At 67.9% G+C, this 15,432-nt stretch carries 12 protein-coding genes and 1 pseudogene; 3 read left to right on the top strand and 10 right to left on the bottom strand.

Features of this window, described 5'->3' with window-relative positions; genetic code table 11:
* Window positions 1-66: 66 nt before the first annotated feature.
* From WS92_RS12825 to WS92_RS32020, 6 genes and pseudogenes are all read right to left on the bottom strand, one after another.
* Window positions 67-3,642 (bottom strand): indolepyruvate ferredoxin oxidoreductase family protein, encoded by a 3,576-nt coding sequence (locus WS92_RS12825; RefSeq protein WP_059930484.1) that lies wholly within the window; start codon window positions 3,640-3,642, stop codon window positions 67-69.
* A 218-nt stretch (window positions 3,643-3,860) separates the two neighbouring features.
* On the bottom strand, window positions 3,861-4,895 hold the full coding sequence (locus tag WS92_RS12820; RefSeq protein WP_059930486.1) for an ion channel: 1,035 nt from the start codon (window positions 4,893-4,895) through the stop codon (window positions 3,861-3,863).
* 144 nt (window positions 4,896-5,039) lie between these two features.
* Window positions 5,040-5,444 carry a hypothetical protein gene (locus WS92_RS12815; protein ID WP_059930487.1) on the bottom strand — a complete coding sequence of 135 codons (405 nt, stop codon included), beginning with the start codon at window positions 5,442-5,444 and terminating at the stop codon, window positions 5,040-5,042.
* Between the two features lie 45 nt (window positions 5,445-5,489).
* A complete protein-coding gene (locus WS92_RS12810) occupies window positions 5,490-7,193 on the bottom strand; it encodes a S10 family serine carboxypeptidase-like protein (protein ID WP_059930489.1) in 1,704 nt (567 codons plus the stop codon).
* 509 nt (window positions 7,194-7,702) lie between these two features.
* Entirely contained in the window at window positions 7,703-8,716 is a 1,014-nt protein-coding gene (locus WS92_RS12805; RefSeq protein WP_059930491.1) for a sulfate ABC transporter substrate-binding protein, read from the bottom strand.
* Window positions 8,717-8,917: 201 nt separating this feature from the next.
* Window positions 8,918-9,583: pseudogene (locus WS92_RS32020) on the bottom strand (hydantoinase/oxoprolinase N-terminal domain-containing protein).
* A 621-nt stretch (window positions 9,584-10,204) separates the two neighbouring features.
* On the opposite strand from WS92_RS32020, the gene dapA reads away from it, so the two are divergent.
* Complete coding sequence (dapA, locus tag WS92_RS12790) at window positions 10,205-11,092, top strand: 4-hydroxy-tetrahydrodipicolinate synthase (RefSeq protein WP_171845218.1); 888 nt, start codon at window positions 10,205-10,207, stop codon at window positions 11,090-11,092.
* Window positions 11,093-11,116: 24 nt separating this feature from the next.
* Here dapA and WS92_RS12785 read toward each other — a convergent pair whose 3' ends face one another.
* Genes WS92_RS12785 through WS92_RS12775 form a run of 3 tightly spaced genes read right to left on the bottom strand, consistent with a single transcriptional unit; the run spans window position 11,117 to window position 12,983 of the window.
* Window positions 11,117-11,959, bottom strand: coding sequence for an alpha/beta fold hydrolase (locus WS92_RS12785; RefSeq protein ID WP_015601966.1), 843 nt, complete (start codon window positions 11,957-11,959; stop codon window positions 11,117-11,119).
* On the bottom strand, window positions 11,956-12,258 hold the full coding sequence (locus WS92_RS12780; protein ID WP_015601653.1) for an AzlD family protein: 303 nt from the start codon (window positions 12,256-12,258) through the stop codon (window positions 11,956-11,958). The genes WS92_RS12785 and WS92_RS12780 overlap by 4 nt, the downstream gene beginning before the upstream one ends.
* Window positions 12,255-12,983 (bottom strand): AzlC family ABC transporter permease, encoded by a 729-nt coding sequence (locus WS92_RS12775; protein WP_059930497.1) that lies wholly within the window; start codon window positions 12,981-12,983, stop codon window positions 12,255-12,257. The genes WS92_RS12780 and WS92_RS12775 overlap by 4 nt, the downstream gene beginning before the upstream one ends.
* A 124-nt stretch (window positions 12,984-13,107) precedes the next feature.
* Here WS92_RS12775 and WS92_RS12770 point away from each other — a divergent pair, with 124 nt between their 5' ends.
* Complete coding sequence (locus WS92_RS12770) at window positions 13,108-13,566, top strand: Lrp/AsnC family transcriptional regulator (RefSeq protein WP_006024311.1); 459 nt, start codon at window positions 13,108-13,110, stop codon at window positions 13,564-13,566.
* A 32-nt stretch (window positions 13,567-13,598) separates the two neighbouring features.
* Here the strand turns inward: WS92_RS12770 and WS92_RS12765 are convergent, their stop codons facing one another.
* The gene (locus WS92_RS12765; protein ID WP_015600822.1) at window positions 13,599-14,237 is read right to left on the bottom strand and encodes a glutathione S-transferase N-terminal domain-containing protein; all 639 of its coding nucleotides are present in this window, start codon (window positions 14,235-14,237) and stop codon (window positions 13,599-13,601) included.
* Window positions 14,238-14,353: 116 nt separating this feature from the next.
* Here WS92_RS12765 and WS92_RS12760 point away from each other — a divergent pair, with 116 nt between their 5' ends.
* A complete protein-coding gene (locus WS92_RS12760) occupies window positions 14,354-15,346 on the top strand; it encodes a LysR substrate-binding domain-containing protein (RefSeq protein ID WP_059930499.1) in 993 nt (330 codons plus the stop codon).
* Window positions 15,347-15,432: the final 86 nt, after the last annotated feature.

Raw genomic sequence — 15,432 nt, 5'->3', positions numbered from 1 at the left:
TTTGCGCACCACCGCCCGCGCGTCACTCCGCGCTCAAGCGACATTCACGCGCCGCTCACACGACATTCACGACTTCGCGGCGACGACCGGAATCCCGCGCAACGCGCCCGCGCCCTTCATCTCGTCGAGCGCGCGCTGCACGGCGGCGCTCGTCGCCGCGTCGATCGACAGGCGCGCGGCCAGTTCGCGTTCGCTGCGCTTCACGCCCGCGACGCTCGCGAGCTTCACGTGCCCGTAGCCGCGCGCCTTCGCGTGCAACTCGGCGAGCCGCGCGACGAGGTCGGCCGTCTGCGGCGTCAGCGCCGCGAATGCGCGGCGCATCGTCGTTTCGTAGTCGTCGGCGAGCGCGCGCTCCATCCTGCGCTCGACGGTGCCGCCGAACGGATCGAGCCGCGTGCCGCGCAGGCCGCGCACGCGCGCGAGCATGCCGAGCACCGGCCACAGCCACTGCCCGAACACCTGCTTGCGCGGCGCGGCGCCGTCCCTGCCCGCCTTCGCGGTCGCGGGCGGCGCGAGATTGAACTTCACGCGGAAGTCCTTGCCCGCCGCGCCTTCGAACTGCGCCTCGAGCGCCGTGCGGAACGCGCCGTCCGTATAGAGCCGCGCGACCTCGTACTCGTCCTTCACCGCGAGCAGCCGGTAGAACGTCGCCGCGACCGCGCGCGCGATACGCTCGTCGCCCGTCGCGCGCGCCGCGCCGACGAGCGCGCGATAACGCGCGACGTAGCGCGCGCCGCCGTAATCGGCGAGCCGCGCCTCGCGATCGGCGACGATCGCATCGAGCGTCTGCGGCGGCGGCGGCGCATGCACCGGATGTCGCGCATCCCACAACGCGTCGAGCCCCGCCGCATCGGCGGCCGCCATCCGGCCGATCGAGAACGCGAGCTTGTTCATCGGCACGGCCACGTCGTTCAGCTCGATCGCGCGCATCATCGCGTCGAGCGACACCGGCACGAGCCCCTGCTGCCACGCGAAGCCGAGCATCAGGATGTTCGCGCCGATCGTGTCGCCCAGGAACTTCGTCGCGAGCGCCTGCGCATCGCAGCGCGACAGGAAGCCGTCGCCCGCCGCGTGCCGCATCTTCTCGACGAGCGCGTCCGCGTGCAAGCTCGCGTCGGGATCGCACACGAACGCCGCGTTCGGAATCGCATGCGTATTGACGACGATCCGCGTGCGCTCGCGGCGCACCGTCTGCAGCGCATCGGCGCTCGCGCCGACGACCATGTCGCACGCGAGCAGCGCGTCGGCCTGCTGCGTGTCGATCCGCACCTGGTTGAGCCACGCGTCCGACGACGCGATCCGCACGAACGACAGCACCGCGCCGCCCTTCTGCGCGAAGCCCATGAAATCGAGCACCGACGCGCTCTTGCCTTCCAGGTGCGCGGCCATGCTGACGAGCGCGCCGACCGTCACCACGCCCGTGCCGCCGACGCCCGTCACGAGCATGTCGTAAGGCGCGTCGGCCAGATGCGTCGCGGGGCGCGGCAGCGCGCCGACGCGCGCGGCGAGCGCCGCCTCGTCGAACGCGACGCCCGCCGCCTTCTTCAGCGTCGCGCCCTCGACCGTGACGAAGCTCGGGCAAAAGCCGTTCACGCACGAGAAATCCTTGTTGCACGACGATTGATCGATGCGCCGCTTGCGGCCAAGCCCGGTTTCGACGGGCTCGACCGACAGGCAGTTCGACTGCACGCCGCAATCGCCGCAGCCTTCGCACACCGTTTCGTTGATGAACAGGCGCTTGTCCGGATCGGGAAACGCGCCCTTCTTGCGGCGGCGGCGCTTCTCGGCCGCGCACGTCTGATCGTAGATCAGCACGGTGACGCCCGGCGTCTCGCGCAGCTCGCGCTGCACCGCGTCGAGCTCGCGCCGGTGATGGAACGTCGTGCCCTTCGGGAACAGCGCGTGATGGCCGTCGTACTTCTCGGGCTCGTCGGACACGACGACGAAGCGCGACACGCCTTCCGCCTCCACCTGCCGCGCGATCTGCGGCACCGAGATGCTGCCGTCCACGGGCTGGCCGCCCGTCATCGCGACCGCGTCGTTGTAGAGGATCTTGTAGGTGATGTTCGCGCGCGCGGCCACCGCCTGCCGGATCGCAAGGATCCCTGAATGAAAGTACGTGCCGTCGCCGAGATTCTGGAACACGTGGCGCGTGTTCGTGAACATCGCGTGCGCGGCCCAGTCCACGCCCTCGCCGCCCATCTGGATCAGGCCCGTCGTGTCGCGCTCCATCCACGACGCCATGAAATGGCAGCCGATTCCCGCCTGCGCGATCGAGCCCTCCGGCACCTTCGTCGACGTGTTGTGCGGGCAGCCCGAGCAGAAATACGGCGTGCGCCGCACGGCGTCCGCTTCGTTCGACAGGATGCTCGGCGCGACGAGATCGACGACGCGCGCGCGCCGATCGAGCGCGCGCTTGTGGCGCGCGAGCCATTCGGCGAACACGGGCAGGATGCGCGACGGCCGCAGCTCGCCGAGCTCGGACAATAGCGGCGCGCCGGCGGCATCGTACTTGCCGAGCACGACGGGCCGCGCGTGCGGCGCGCGGTTGTACAGATGATCCTTGATCTGCTGCTCGATCACGGGGCCTTTTTCCTCGATCACGAGCACTTCGGCGAGGCCCTCGACGAACGTATCGATCCGCGTCATCTCGAGCGGGAACGACAGGCCGACCTTGTAGATCCGCACGCCGGCCGCGTCGAGATCGGCCACCGTCAGATCGAGCCGGCGCAACGCCTCCATCAGGTCGAGATGCGCCTTGCCGCACGTGACGATGCCGACGTTCGCGCGCGCGCTCTTCGCGATCCACTTGTCGATGCTGTTCGCGCGCGCGAAGTGGCGCACCGCGTCAAGCTTCGCGGCGAGGCGCGCCTCGATCGTGAGGCTCGGCAGGTCGGGCCAGCGGTTGTGCAGGCCGCCCGCGGGCGGCGCGAAGCCTTCGGGCGCGGGCCAGCGCATCGTCAGCGCGTCGAGATCGACGGTCGAGCCGGATTCGACCGTCTCCGAGATCGCCTTGAAGCCGACCCACGCGCCCGAGTAGCGCGACAGCGCCCAGCCGTACAGGCCGAATTCGAGCATGTCGGCGATGTTCGACGGATTCACGACCGGCATGCGCCACGCGATCATCGCGAAATCGCTCTGATGCGGCATCGACGACGACACGCAGCCGTGATCGTCGCCCGCCACCACGAGCACGCCGCCGTGCGGCGACGAGCCGTACGCGTTACCGTGCTTGAGCGCGTCGCCCGCGCGGTCGACGCCCGGGCCCTTGCCGTACCACATCGCGAACACGCCGTCGACGGTGCGCTGCGGATCGGCCTCGACGCGCTGCGTGCCGAGCACCGCCGTCCCGCCGAGCTCCTCGTTGATCGCCGGCAGGAAGCGCACGCCGCTCGCGTCGAGCTGCTGCTTCGCCTTCCAGAGCTGCTGGTCGACCATCCCGAGCGGCGAGCCGCGATAGCCGCTCACGAAGCCCGCGGTGTTGACGCCCTGCGCGGCGTCGAGCGCGCGCTGCATCAGCAGGAGGCGCACGAGCGCCTGCGTGCCCGTCAGGAAAATGCGGCCGTGCGTCGCGCGAAGGTTGTCGGCCAGGCGATAGTCGGCCAACGCGGGCGGGCCGTCGATCGGCAAGCGAGCGTTCATGTGTCGTCTCCTCGATGTGCTGTTCGCCGTTGCCGCATCGCCGCGCGCCGGGAAAGCGCGCCCCTCTGTTTCGATGCGCAACGCAATGAGCCTTATTTTTTTACGCCAATAGAAGAATTTTTTTGCTCATCTTGATATCGATCAGCGTTTCATCGAAAGACGGCTGAAGCTTTGCTTGCGATTCGAGAAAGATTTCGCTCCGCGCCGGCTCGGCGGGGTCAGACCGGGCGGGCGTCGCCTTCGCCGGGAGGCTTTGCGCAGGGCGTCGCCACGCCGGACGTCGCCACGCCGGGCACGTCCGCCGCCGGCGGCTCGACCGGCTCGACGTCGTTGAAGCGCGTGTAATCGATGTGCGTCATGCCGTCGACGTCGCTCATCAGGTCGACGTAGCGGTGGTGCCAGCGGATGTCGCCGTGCTCCCACGCGTGGCGCGCCTGCATCACCTGCGCGGTGGTCTCGTCGGAGCCCTCGATCGTCACGAGCAGCATCGCGCTGCGCTCGGCGAGCGACTCCGGCGTCTCGCCGAACAGCGGGCTCGACTCGTCGATCACGTGCATCATGTTCCAGCCGAGCAGGAAAATCGGATGCTCGCTGCGCACGAGCTTCAGATCGTGGATCTTCATCAGCGAATACCCGTCGGACGAGCGCTCGCGCCGCATCAGCCGCATCTTCGCGCGCGCCTCGGCGATCACGTTCTGCCGCGCGTTCGCTGCGCGCACCATCAGCGTCATCCGGCCGTTGAGCGGGCGCACGATCGCGTGGCGCGCGAACATGATCTTCGCGCGCGGCCGCGCGAAGCGCGCGAACACGAGCCCCGTCGACAACGCGATCCCCGACATCCCGACGAAGATCTCGAGCGTCGCGACCACGTGCGCGTAGACGGTTTGCGGATGCATGTCGCCGTAGCCGACGGTGGCGAGCGTCTCGACGCTGAAGAAGAACGCGCCGGCGAAACCGGGCGGCGACTGATTCGCGATCGGCGCGGCGCCGAGCTGGTAGAGCAGCGCGAACAGCGTGTTGTTGACGACGAACAGCGCGGCGAGCGACGCGAAGAACACGGGCCAGCTCACTTTCAGCGCCCAGTAGTAGAGATCGCGCCAGACGGACGCCGGCATGCCGTATGCGATCACCTCGCGCGTGCCGGACCAGATCCGGCGGCCGCCGCGCGGCGGCTTGCGCGCTTGCGCGCCGTCGCGTGCGCCGTCGCGCGCGAAAGGATCGGAGGAATGCGGGAAGGAGGGATCGACGTTCATCGCGGTCTCGCCGGAATCGGTGCGGCGAGCGTAGCACGCGGCGCTTGCGATGCGTTCGTCGCGCGGCCGGATTTCGCGCGATCCGCGAGCGGCGGCACACCCGGCCTTCGGCGGGCCGGGCGCGCCGCGCCGCCCGTCAACGCGTCACTGACGCTGCTGCTCGATGAACTGCTGGACCTGCTTGAGCGTGACCTTGCCGGTGTGCGCGGCGTCGATCTCGTCGAAATGCTGCGCGACGTAGCCGAGGCCGCTCGCCTGCGCCTGCGCCTTCGTGACCGCCGCGCCGTTGCGAAGCACGCCGCTCGCGCCGAGGCTCGCGGCGAGCCGGCTCTGCGCCTGCTGCTGCAACTGCGCGCCCGTCGTCGCCGAAGCCGACGCCGGCACGGCCGACGCTGCCTTCGGAAAGAACGGGCCGTCGACGCCGCCGTGCAACGGCGCGACGGACGAAACGGCCTGCAAGGTTTCGGCGGACGCGCCGATCGAACACGCGGCGGCGAACGCGAATGCGACCGCCGGAAGGATGCGCCGCAACGGGAGAATCTGGAACATGACTGGACTCGCAATATCAGGGGTTCAACGAAGCGGGCCGCAATCTCAGCGGGCCGCGGCGGCTCGCGCGATCTTCGCCGTCGGCGTGTTCGCCGGGCTCTCGTCGGGCCACGGCGACGGCAGCGCCGCGAGCGTCAATGCATTCGCCGCCGGCCGGTTCTGGTAGAACGCGACGAGATCCGCCTGCATCTGCGGCCTCGCAACGTCGTCGAGATAAATCATGTGGCCGCCCTGATAGAACGTCACCTGCAGATTCGGCGCAAGACCGGACACCGTCTGCAGCCGCGCGAGCTCCTTCTCCGTCTCGAAATACGGCGTCGCGAGATCATGATAGCCGTTCGACGCGAGCACCTTCAGCTTCGGATTCAGTTGCAGCGCGGCGAGCAGGTCCGGGATCGTGTCCGGATACGGCTGCCCCGCGTGGCTGAAGTTCCACACGCCGATGATGTCGGGATTCAGCGTCTGATATGTCGCGTTCGGCGCGGTGTAGCCGAGGTAGTTCGGCATCTGCGAGGCGAGCGCGGTCGTGAACGGCTTCGAGATCAGGATGTCGGACGGATCGTCGTCGCTCGCGAGGCGCGGATCGCTGTTCGGCAGCGACACGCGGCCGTCGTAGCGGCCGATCGTGTAGCCGGGCACGAGCGTCGTCTGGCCGGGCGACGGTTCCGTGTCATAGAAATACTGGAAGTACGCGCTGATCGACGCGGTCGTCATGCTCGTTTGCGTCGACCATGCGGAGAGCGTGCCGGCATCGGGCGAAATCGGCGACGACGCCGTTGCGTAATGCACGATCGGCGCGTATTGCGCGGTCACGAAATCCTCGATGCGCTGCGCGTACGCGCCGAGATTCGTCGGCGACGGCGACACCTGGTTGAAGTACGCGGCCACCTGCGCATACGACGGGAAGGTGCCGGCCGCCTGATCGCCCGTGGCCGCCATGTAGTTCAGGATCGACGACTGCAGCACGATGCCCGCGAGCGGCACGCCGGCCGATTCGAGCGCGAGCGCGAGCATGTCCGTGCGCGGCGTGCCGTACGATTCGCCGTACAGATAGATCGGCGAGCCGCCGCGGCCGTTGACCGACAGATAGCGGCGAATGAAGTCGCGCATCACCTTCACGTCGGCGTCCGCGCCCCAGAACGTCTGGTTCGTGTTCGGCTGGATCGCCTCCGAAAGGCCCGTGCCCGGCGGATCGATGAACACCATGTCGGTGGTTGCGATCAGGCTTTCCGGGTTGTCGATGAGCGGATAGTTCGGCCAGTTCGTCATCAGCGGATCGGGCGTCGCGACGCGCGTCGGCGCGAACGAGCCGAGGCGCAGCCACACCGACGACGAGCCCGGGCCGCCGTTGTAGAAGAACGTGACGGGCCGCGGCGAGCCGTCGCGGCTCGGCACCGTGTACGCGACGTACGACATCGTCGCCTGCGCGTTGCCGTTCGGATCGTAGGCCGTCAGATGCCCGGTCGTCGTCAGGTAGTCGAGCGGCGCGCCGTTCGCCGACCACTGGTGGCTCATCACCGCCGCGCGCTCCGATACCTGCGACGCCGGCAACCCGTCGCCCGCCTTCGGCGAGTACGCGGTCGTGTCCGTGTACGGTTGATTGAGCTGCGCGGGCGTCGTGGTGCTCTGCAGATCGTCGCCACACCCGCCGAGCGCGAGCAGCATCGCCGCGGCAGCGGCCACCGCCGCCGACATCCGGCCACGCGATCGCGCCGGGCTGGCATACCCTCCATGCATCGTTTTTTTCATTTTCGCTTTCTATTTATTTCAAAGACGTAAGATATTGCGGCGCAATATCTTCCTCGATAAAGTCTCAATTGATTTATTCAATTTCGGCGCATCGTAATAATGAAAAAATGGCGCGTCAACCGTGGAAGCCCACCATTCTTCAATCGATCGTCAATCGATGAATGCGGCCGCGTTTGCCTCTCTGCCGAAAGCAATCACGCGCGGTTTGCGAGGCCCTGCGCGTACACAAGCCGCCTCAAAGGCGTCTCGGCTTGCGAACGTTCGTTGCGGACACAACGAATCAGGCGGATTGCGACAGGCATGCGGCCGGGCGGTGACTGAATCCGCGCCGGGAATACCGAAATGCGCGAAATAATCCGGCATTCGAACCGGAGAAAGGAAACAAAACGGGCGTATTCCGATTCCATCGGATACGCCCGTGAATTTCCGAAGGGATGATGCAATCGTCATCCGGACGGCGAATGACGAAGCGGCGACAGCCCGCGCGAATCGCCGGCCGGCCGATGCGCTTACTTGCGGTCGACGATGATCTTGTCGAACGTGCCGCCGTCGGCGAAATGCGTCTTCTGCGCGTTCGCCCAACTGCCGAAGATCTGCTCGACGCTGAACGTCCTGAGCGGCTTGAACTCGCTCGCGTGCTTCTTCAGCACGTTCGGGTCGCGCGGGCGCAGATGGTGCTGCGCGACGATCTCCTGCGCGGCGGGCGAGTACAGATAGTCGAGGTACGCCTGCGCCGCGCGGCGCGTGCCCTTCTTGTCGACGACCTTGTCGACGATCGCCACGGGCGGCTCCGCGAGAATGCTCGCCGATGGATAGACGGCGTCGAAGCTCGCGCCCGCCGCGCCCGTGTCGATCAGCGCGACTTCGTTTTCGAACGTGACGAGCACGTCGCCGATGCCGCGCTGCGTAAACGTCGTCGTTGCTCCCCGGCCGCCGGAATCGAGCACCGGCACGTTGCGGAAGATCGCCTTCTCGAAGTCGAGCGCCTGCTGATCGGTCGCACCCTTCAGCTTCTGATAACCCCACGCGGCGAGATACGCGTAGCGGCCGTTGCCCGACGTCTTCGGATTCGCGATGATCACCTGCACGCCGGGCTTCGCGAGATCGCTCCAGTCCTTGATCTGCTTCGGATTGCCGTGGCGCACGAGGAACACCATCGTCGTCGAGTACGGCGAGCTGTTGTCCGGCAGGCGCGCGCGCCAGTCCTTCGGCAGCAACTGGCCGCGCTCGGCGAGCAGATCGATGTCGTTGGGCTGATTCATCGTCACGACGTCGGCCTGCAGCCCCTGCAGCACCGACAGCGCCTGCGCGCTCGACGCGCCGTGCGACTGCCGCACCGACACCGTCTCGCCCGTCTTCTGCTTGTACGCGGCGACGAAGCTCGCGTTGATGTCCTTGTACAGCTCGCGCGTGACGTCGTAGGACACGTTCAGCAGCGACGTATCCGCATGCGCGGCCGCCGCGAGCAGCGCTGCGGCGACGCCGGCGGCGAGCCGGCGGCCGATTCCCTTGTTGTGCTTCATCGTTGATGCTCCGCTGGTGGTTCGACGTGATTCGTCAGGTTTTCGCAAGCGACGATTTTAGCGGCGATCGGCGCGGCGCGAGCCGATCCGGCGCGAAGAGATGCGAAGGACGATGAGGACATTGTGCACGCCGCCGATATATTCTCGGGGCATTGCGATGGCGTCGCCCGCAGGCGCATGTAGAGCGTCTTGCCGCCCGCGTCAATGCCCCCCACGCCGACGCGTATCGCTCACCGCCCCGAGCAGACCGTACTCGCGAATCTTCTCGTACAGCGTGCTTTTCGCGATGCCGAGCTGGTTTGCCGTCTTTGTCAGATTCTTGTGCGATTGCAGCAGGCAGATCACGATCGCCTTCGCGCCCGCCGCGACGAGTTCGCGCGTTGCGTGCCGCACCTCGTCCTCGCGCAGCGGAATCACGATGTCGCCCTGCACGTCGGTGCGCTCGGTGACGCCGCGCGTGCGCGACAGCGGCACGAGCGGCTCGTCGTAGCGATGCGTGTTCAGGTGGATCCGCTCTTCGAGCGCGTAGCCGAGATAGCTCTGGATCGCGCGGCCCATCGAATGGATGTGCTCGAAACCCTTGTTCACGAGCAGGCCGACGTCGAGCCCCTTGCGCTACACGACGCGGTTGAGCATCGCCGTGCCCGAGTATACGCAGGTGAGCAGCTCCGGATACACGTCGTCGACGTCCCGCCGCCAGTGGGCGAGCGCATCCTGCGACGAGTTGAGGATCGCGAGCGATTCGTCTTCGGGATTGCTTTGCGCCTTGCCGACGACGAAGCGGCCGTCCGCGCGCACGAAGAAGGTGTCGGTCATCGTGCCGCCTGCGTCGATGCCCGGCACCTGGACTTGCGAAAGCCCTTCCATGTTTTCGTCTCCAGTGATTGATGTAGCCGTGAGCCGCGATACGCCCGAATGAACGTGTTCGTCGAATCGGAAGCGACGGCTCGGAGACGACGTCGCAATAGCCGTGCCATTGGCGACCGGCGCGCACGGCGTGATGCCAGTCGCGATGCCGGCGATCGAGCATCTCGACGCGGTGCGAGGCACGATGCGGCCGTTGCTACGCAGGGGGTGTCCAGCGCGACGCCGCGCGGCTCGCGCGTTCGGCATGCGTGTTCCGGCACGCGCCCCGGCCATTCATGCGGCCCGGCGCGCGAACCGCCGCACAAAACATGCGCCGCCGTGTCGCAGCCGCTCGCCATCGCCAACGCATTGGTGCTAAGATCGCCGCTCAGCCCACTTTTCGTTCAGCCATGTCCGCCGCATTTCACTCGCGTTCGCTGTCGCCATCCGCCGCGCTTGCGGCGCACGCGCGCATGGCCGGGCTGAACCTCAAAAAACGACTCTCCGACTGACGGGGACGTCGCATCCCGTCAGGCGATCGCCGGACGGGATGCCCGCGTGTTCACGCACCATTCGCATACCTCGATCCGGCGCCGGCCGGCGGGACGGCTCCCCTCCACCCGTTTCACCTAGAGGATGCACATGCAATCACGTTTCGAAGGTATCTGGCTTCCGATCATCACGCCGTTCCACGCCGGCGAAATCGACCATTCGGCGCTCGCGCGCCTTGCGCGGCACTATGCGGACGAAGGAATCGCGGGCTTCGTCGCCGGCGCGACGACGGGCGAAGGCGCGCTCCTGAACGCGGGCGAGCAGGAAGCGATTTTCGCGACGCTGCGCGACGCCGCCCCGGCGCTGCCGGTCGTGCTCGGCGTGACCGCGGTCGCGACGCACGCGGCGGCCGAACGCGCGCGCTCGCTCGCGGCGCTGCGCCCGGACGGGCTGCTCGTCACGCCGCCCGTCTACGTTCGACCGACGCAGGCGGGCGTGCAGCGGCACATCGAAGCGATCGTCGAAGCGGCCGATCTGCCCGTGCTCGTCTACAACATCCCGTACCGCACCGGCGTGAACGTCGAGCTCGATACGCTGAAGGCGCTGTCGCGCGATGCGCGCGTCGTCGGCGTGAAGGAATGCGGCGGGACGATGGAGCGAATGCTGCGCCTCGTGCACGAAACGCCGCTGCGCATCCTCTCCGGCGATGACAACCAGAATTTCGCGGCGCTGTGCGCGGGCGCGCACGGCGTGATCGCGAGCGCCGCGCACGTGCTGCCCGCATGGCACGTGCGCGCGCACGCATTGCTGCGGGAAGGCCGGCTCGACGACGCGCGGCGGATCGCGGCCGCGTTGCAGCCGCTCGTCGCCGATCTGTTCGCGGAGCCGAATCCCGCGCCCGTGAAGGCGCTGCTCGCCGCGCAGGGCTGGTGCGACAACGCGCTGCGGCTGCCGTTCCTGCCGGCGAGCGACGCGCTCGCATCGCGGCTGGTCGCGCATTGGGAAGCGCTGCGGCAAAGCGAAATGGCTGGCGTTTGAGCGAACGGGGGCGCGCCGCCGACATCACCCGGCCGAGTCTGAACCGCCGCAACGCGCGTCACGAAGAAACGCCGCAACGCGCTCCGCCACCCACTGCTCGCGCTCGCGATGCGGCACGTGCCGCACGCCGGGCGCGATTTCGATCTGCGAAGGCCCGCCGACCGAGCGCGCGATCGTCTCCGGATGCAGCGTCGAGCCGTATTCGTCGTCGCTGCCGTGAATCGCGAGCGTCGGGCACATCACCTGCGGCAACACATCGCCGAGCGACCAGTCGGCAAATTCCGGCGACAGCCACGTGCCGATCCATGCATCGAGCACCCAGCGCGCCTTGTCGCCGTGATGCGCGCGCAGCCGCTCGAACGCGTCGCGCCGCTCGAACTGCTCGCGCGCGTCGACGATGCCGGCGCGCGTGCGGTCTTCGACGAACGCCTGCGCGGATTCGGTGATCAGCGCTTCGCACGCCGACGGGAACGCGGCCGCGCAATGCACGGCCATCCCGCCGCCGACGCTATGACCGAACGCGACGAAACGATCGAAGCCGAGCGCATCGCGCAGCATCGGGAAAAAACGTCGCGCCTCGTCGCGCACGAAGCCGGCGTCGAGCGTATCCGTGCGCGCATCCGACTGACCGAAGCCGAGGCGATCGTAAGCGATCACGCGCCGCCCCGCGCATGCGGCCAGCGTCTGCGGAAACGTTCGCCACAGACGAATGCAGCCGAGCGAATCGTGCAGCAGCACGATGGGCGGCGTATCGTCCGGCGCGCCCGCGCGATGCGGCGCGGGCCAGCATCGCGCGAACAGGCGTCCGCGCCCGGTATCGATCCGGCGATCTTCGGCGGCGTGCGGTTGGTCGTCCATGTTCGTCATTGACCGAGCAGATGGCGCAACACGCCGGTCGACACGATGCCGATGATCACAGTCGGCAGGATCGACAGGCGGGTCGCGGCGAGCAGCGTGATCGCGAGCGCGAGCAGATTGGCCGGCTTGTCCGACACGAACGCCGGCGCGATCACCGATACCAGCACGCATCCCGGCACGTTCTCCATCACCGACATCATGCGCGGGCTCAGCGTGCGATTGCGCAGCACGACGTAGCCGAGAATCCGGCTCAGGTAGGTGGACGAGGCCATCAGCACGATCGTCAGCAGCGTCGGGATGTCGATCATGCCGGCTCTCCGCAGGCGACGGCCGCGACGAGGCCGGCGAGCGCGCCCGCCGCGACGTACCACGCGCCCGGCACGAGCAGGTAGGTTGCCGCCGCGACGACGAGGCTGACGAGCCACGGGCGGCTCGCGCGCGCGCCTTTCCACATGCCCCGCAGCAGCACGAGGAAGACCGCGGTGAACGCCATGTCGAAGCCGTATTGCTCGACGTCGCCGATCGTCGGCCCCAGCGCCGCGCCGAGCGCGGTGCACGAGATCCAGGTGAGATACAGCCCGGCCGACACGCCGAGATAGTACGGCAGGCTGACGCGCCCGCGTCCCTCGCGCCGCGCGTCGGCGAGCGCCATCGCCCAGCTTTCGTCACACATGAAGAAGAGCGCCGGGAAGGTCTGCTTGCGCGACAGATGCCGCAGATACGGCGCGAACGCCGCGCCCATCAGGATGTGCCGGCAGTTGACGAGAAACGACATCGCGACGATGAGCAGGATGTGCGGCGGCGACGTCCATAGCCGGATCGCGGTGAATTCGGAGCCGCCGCCGAAATTCAGGCCGGTCAGAAGCGGCACTTCGACGACGCTGAAGCCCTTTTGCGCCGCCTGCGCACCGAGCACGAGCGCGAACGGAACGAAGCCGAGCATCACGGGCAGCGATGCGCGCAGGCCGCGCCAGGCTTCGGATCTTGCAGGGGATTCCTCGGAAACGAGGGTGGATGTTGGCAGACTGTTCATTAAACCTCCTTCGGGGCAATATTGTCTGCCAAAATCGATGGAATCGGGTTGCGTTGTTGCTATATGCTGATGCCAAATTGGGATTGACCGCTGATTTTCGGTATTTTTCTGGAATGGAATTTCAATGAAGCTCGACACCATCGATCGGCGCATCCTGCAGGCGCTGCAACGCGACGGCCGGCTGCAGAACGTCGAACTCGCGAAAGAGATCGGCCTGTCGCCTTCGCCGTGCCTGAGGCGCGTGCGGCTGCTCGAGGAAGCCGGCGTGATCGAACGGTACGTCGCGGTGCTCAATCCCGCGATGGTCGGCCGCGGATTGACCGTGTTCACGCGCGTCTGGCTCAAGGAGCAGGACGCGGACACCGTCGATCACTTCGCCGAGGCGGTCCAGCAGTTGCCGCAGGTCGTCGAGTGCCACCTGATGGCGGGCGACTGCGATTTCCTGCTGCGCGTCGTCGCGGCCGACATCGACGACTACCGGCAATTCCAGATGCAGCACCTGACGCGAATCAGGGGCGTGCAGAGCGTGAAGACCGAGATTCCGCTGCAGAAGGTGAAGCTGACGTCGGAAGTGCCGGTGTGAAGGCTCGGCGGCGCATACGCGCCCTTGCGTCGCTACAGCCCCTCCGTCGCGAGCGCCCGCTTCGCCGCATCGCGCGCAGAGACGCGCGCCGCATGCTCGCCCCACGCATCGCGTCGACCCATGTCGAGCCCGATCGCGCCCCCCCACCGATACAGCACGAGCAGGAACGGATCGACGATCGAATACCCGCCCGGCTCCGCCCATTGCCGCCCGTCGCGCAGCGCCGCGTCTATCGCGCCGTTCGCTTCGTCGATCACGCGCCTTGCGTGCGCGGAGATCGCCGGATGAATCGATTCGTCGCCGGCGAACCGCCCCGGCCGCCACAGCGCGCCGTAACCGACGCCGTGCACCCAGCCGACGAGCCACGCGAGCCATTCATGGCAACGCGCCTCGCGCAGCGGATCGTCGATCGGCAGCAGCGCGGCGTCCGGATGCCGGCGCGCGAGATAGGTGAGGATCGCGGGCGTCTCGGTCAGCACGCGCGCTTCGCCGGAAATCGCGAGCGCGGGCACGCGCGCCTTCGGATTGATCGCGAGATAGCGCTCGCCGAGATGCTCGCGATGCGACAGGCGCACTGGCTCGGCATCGAACGGCGCACCGGTTTCCTCGAGCGCGATGTGCGCGGCGAGCGAGCACGCGCCCGGCGAATAGTAGAGTCGATAACTGCTCATGATTGCGAGGCCTCCTTTGCCGACATGAATGGCGATGGCGGCGAGTGTAGGAACCGGATGCGCTCGCGACAAACGATAAATTGTCGTGCTCGGGCATTAGTGTTACTAATACGCGAATGACACGATCCCGCATTCCACCGTTGCAGACGCTGCGCGCATTCGAGGCTGCGGTGCGGCTGCAAAGCTTCACGCGCGCGGCCGACGAGCTCGCGCTCACGCAAGGCGCGGTCAGCCAGCACGTGCGCGCGCTCGAAGCGCAACTCGGCCGCCCGCTCTTCACGCGCGAGCGCAACGGCGCAGTGCCGACGCAAGCCGCGCATGCGCTCGCGCTGCAAGTGCGGCAGGGCTTGAGCGTGCTCGCGCGCGCGTTCGACGCGACGAAGGCGGTGCGCGCCGCCCGCGCATCGAACACGACGCTGCACGTGAGCGTGCTGCCGAGCGTCGCGACGCGCTGGCTCGAGCCGCGCCTGCCGCGCTTTCGCGCCGCGCATCCTGCGATCGACGTCGTGCTCCATCCGGACATCGCACTCGCGCCGCTCGACAAAGGCAGCCGCATCGACGTCGCGTTGCGCTACGGCCCCGGCGCGTGGCCCGGCGTGGTCGCGGAAAAGCTGATGAACGAGACGCTGTTTCCGGTCGCGAGCCCCGCGTATCGCAACCGCGATGGCGTCGCGCCGCGCGAGGCCGCCGACCTCGCGCGCTCGACGCTCCTGCGACACCCCGCGCAGCCGTGGGAGCCCTGGTTCCAGGCGGCGCGCGTCGATCTCGTCGAACCGCGCCGCGCGCCGCGGTTCAACGATGTCGAATCGCTGATCGAAGCCGTGCTGAAAGGGCGCGGCGTCGCGCTCGCGCGCCGCTCGCTGATCGCGCCGGAGCTTGCGTCGGGCGCGCTCGTGCGGGTGTCGAAGGTGAGCCTCGCCGACGTCCACGCGCACTATGTGGTCTGGCGGCCCGGGCATCCGAAAGCGCGCGCGATCGCCGCATGGCTCGGCTGGCTGCGCGACGAGGCGCGCCGCAAGCCGCCTCGCCGCACGTCCGTGACCGGCACGTCCGTGACCGGCATGTCCGTGACCGGCGGCCGCCAGCAAATCGAAAGCGATTCGTCATAATATGGCCGTCGCAAACGGTTCACGTAACCGACGCATCGTTTCCTCATACTAGCGGATGTTCAGCACCCGCGATCCCTCAGGAGACA

This window comes from Burkholderia sp. MSMB1588, assembly GCF_001546925.1.
In the GTDB taxonomy this organism is placed as follows: Bacteria; Pseudomonadota; Gammaproteobacteria; order Burkholderiales; family Burkholderiaceae; genus Burkholderia; species Burkholderia humptydooensis.
This window is presented reverse-complemented; position numbering and strand designations above follow the sequence as displayed.

What these genes read in the sequence shown, in the direction of transcription:
- WS92_RS12825 (WP_059930484.1), bottom strand. Translation starts at nt 3,642, where the DNA reads ATGAACGCTCGCTTGCCGATCGACGGCCCGCCCGCGTTGGCCGACTAT.
- WS92_RS12820 (WP_059930486.1), bottom strand. Translation starts at nt 4,895, where the DNA reads ATGAACGTCGATCCCTCCTTCCCGCATTCCTCCGATCCTTTCGCGCGC.
- WS92_RS12815 (WP_059930487.1), bottom strand. Translation starts at nt 5,444, where the DNA reads ATGTTCCAGATTCTCCCGTTGCGGCGCATCCTTCCGGCGGTCGCATTC.
- WS92_RS12810 (WP_059930489.1), bottom strand. Translation starts at nt 7,193, where the DNA reads ATGAAAAAAACGATGCATGGAGGGTATGCCAGCCCGGCGCGATCGCGT.
- WS92_RS12805 (WP_059930491.1), bottom strand. Translation starts at nt 8,716, where the DNA reads ATGAAGCACAACAAGGGAATCGGCCGCCGGCTCGCCGCCGGCGTCGCC.
- dapA (WP_171845218.1), top strand. Translation starts at nt 10,205, where the DNA reads ATGCAATCACGTTTCGAAGGTATCTGGCTTCCGATCATCACGCCGTTC.
- WS92_RS12785 (WP_015601966.1), bottom strand. Translation starts at nt 11,959, where the DNA reads ATGACGAACATGGACGACCAACCGCACGCCGCCGAAGATCGCCGGATC.
- WS92_RS12780 (WP_015601653.1), bottom strand. Translation starts at nt 12,258, where the DNA reads ATGATCGACATCCCGACGCTGCTGACGATCGTGCTGATGGCCTCGTCC.
- WS92_RS12775 (WP_059930497.1), bottom strand. Translation starts at nt 12,983, where the DNA reads ATGAACAGTCTGCCAACATCCACCCTCGTTTCCGAGGAATCCCCTGCA.
- WS92_RS12770 (WP_006024311.1), top strand. Translation starts at nt 13,108, where the DNA reads ATGAAGCTCGACACCATCGATCGGCGCATCCTGCAGGCGCTGCAACGC.
- WS92_RS12765 (WP_015600822.1), bottom strand. Translation starts at nt 14,237, where the DNA reads ATGAGCAGTTATCGACTCTACTATTCGCCGGGCGCGTGCTCGCTCGCC.
- WS92_RS12760 (WP_059930499.1), top strand. Translation starts at nt 14,354, where the DNA reads ATGACACGATCCCGCATTCCACCGTTGCAGACGCTGCGCGCATTCGAG.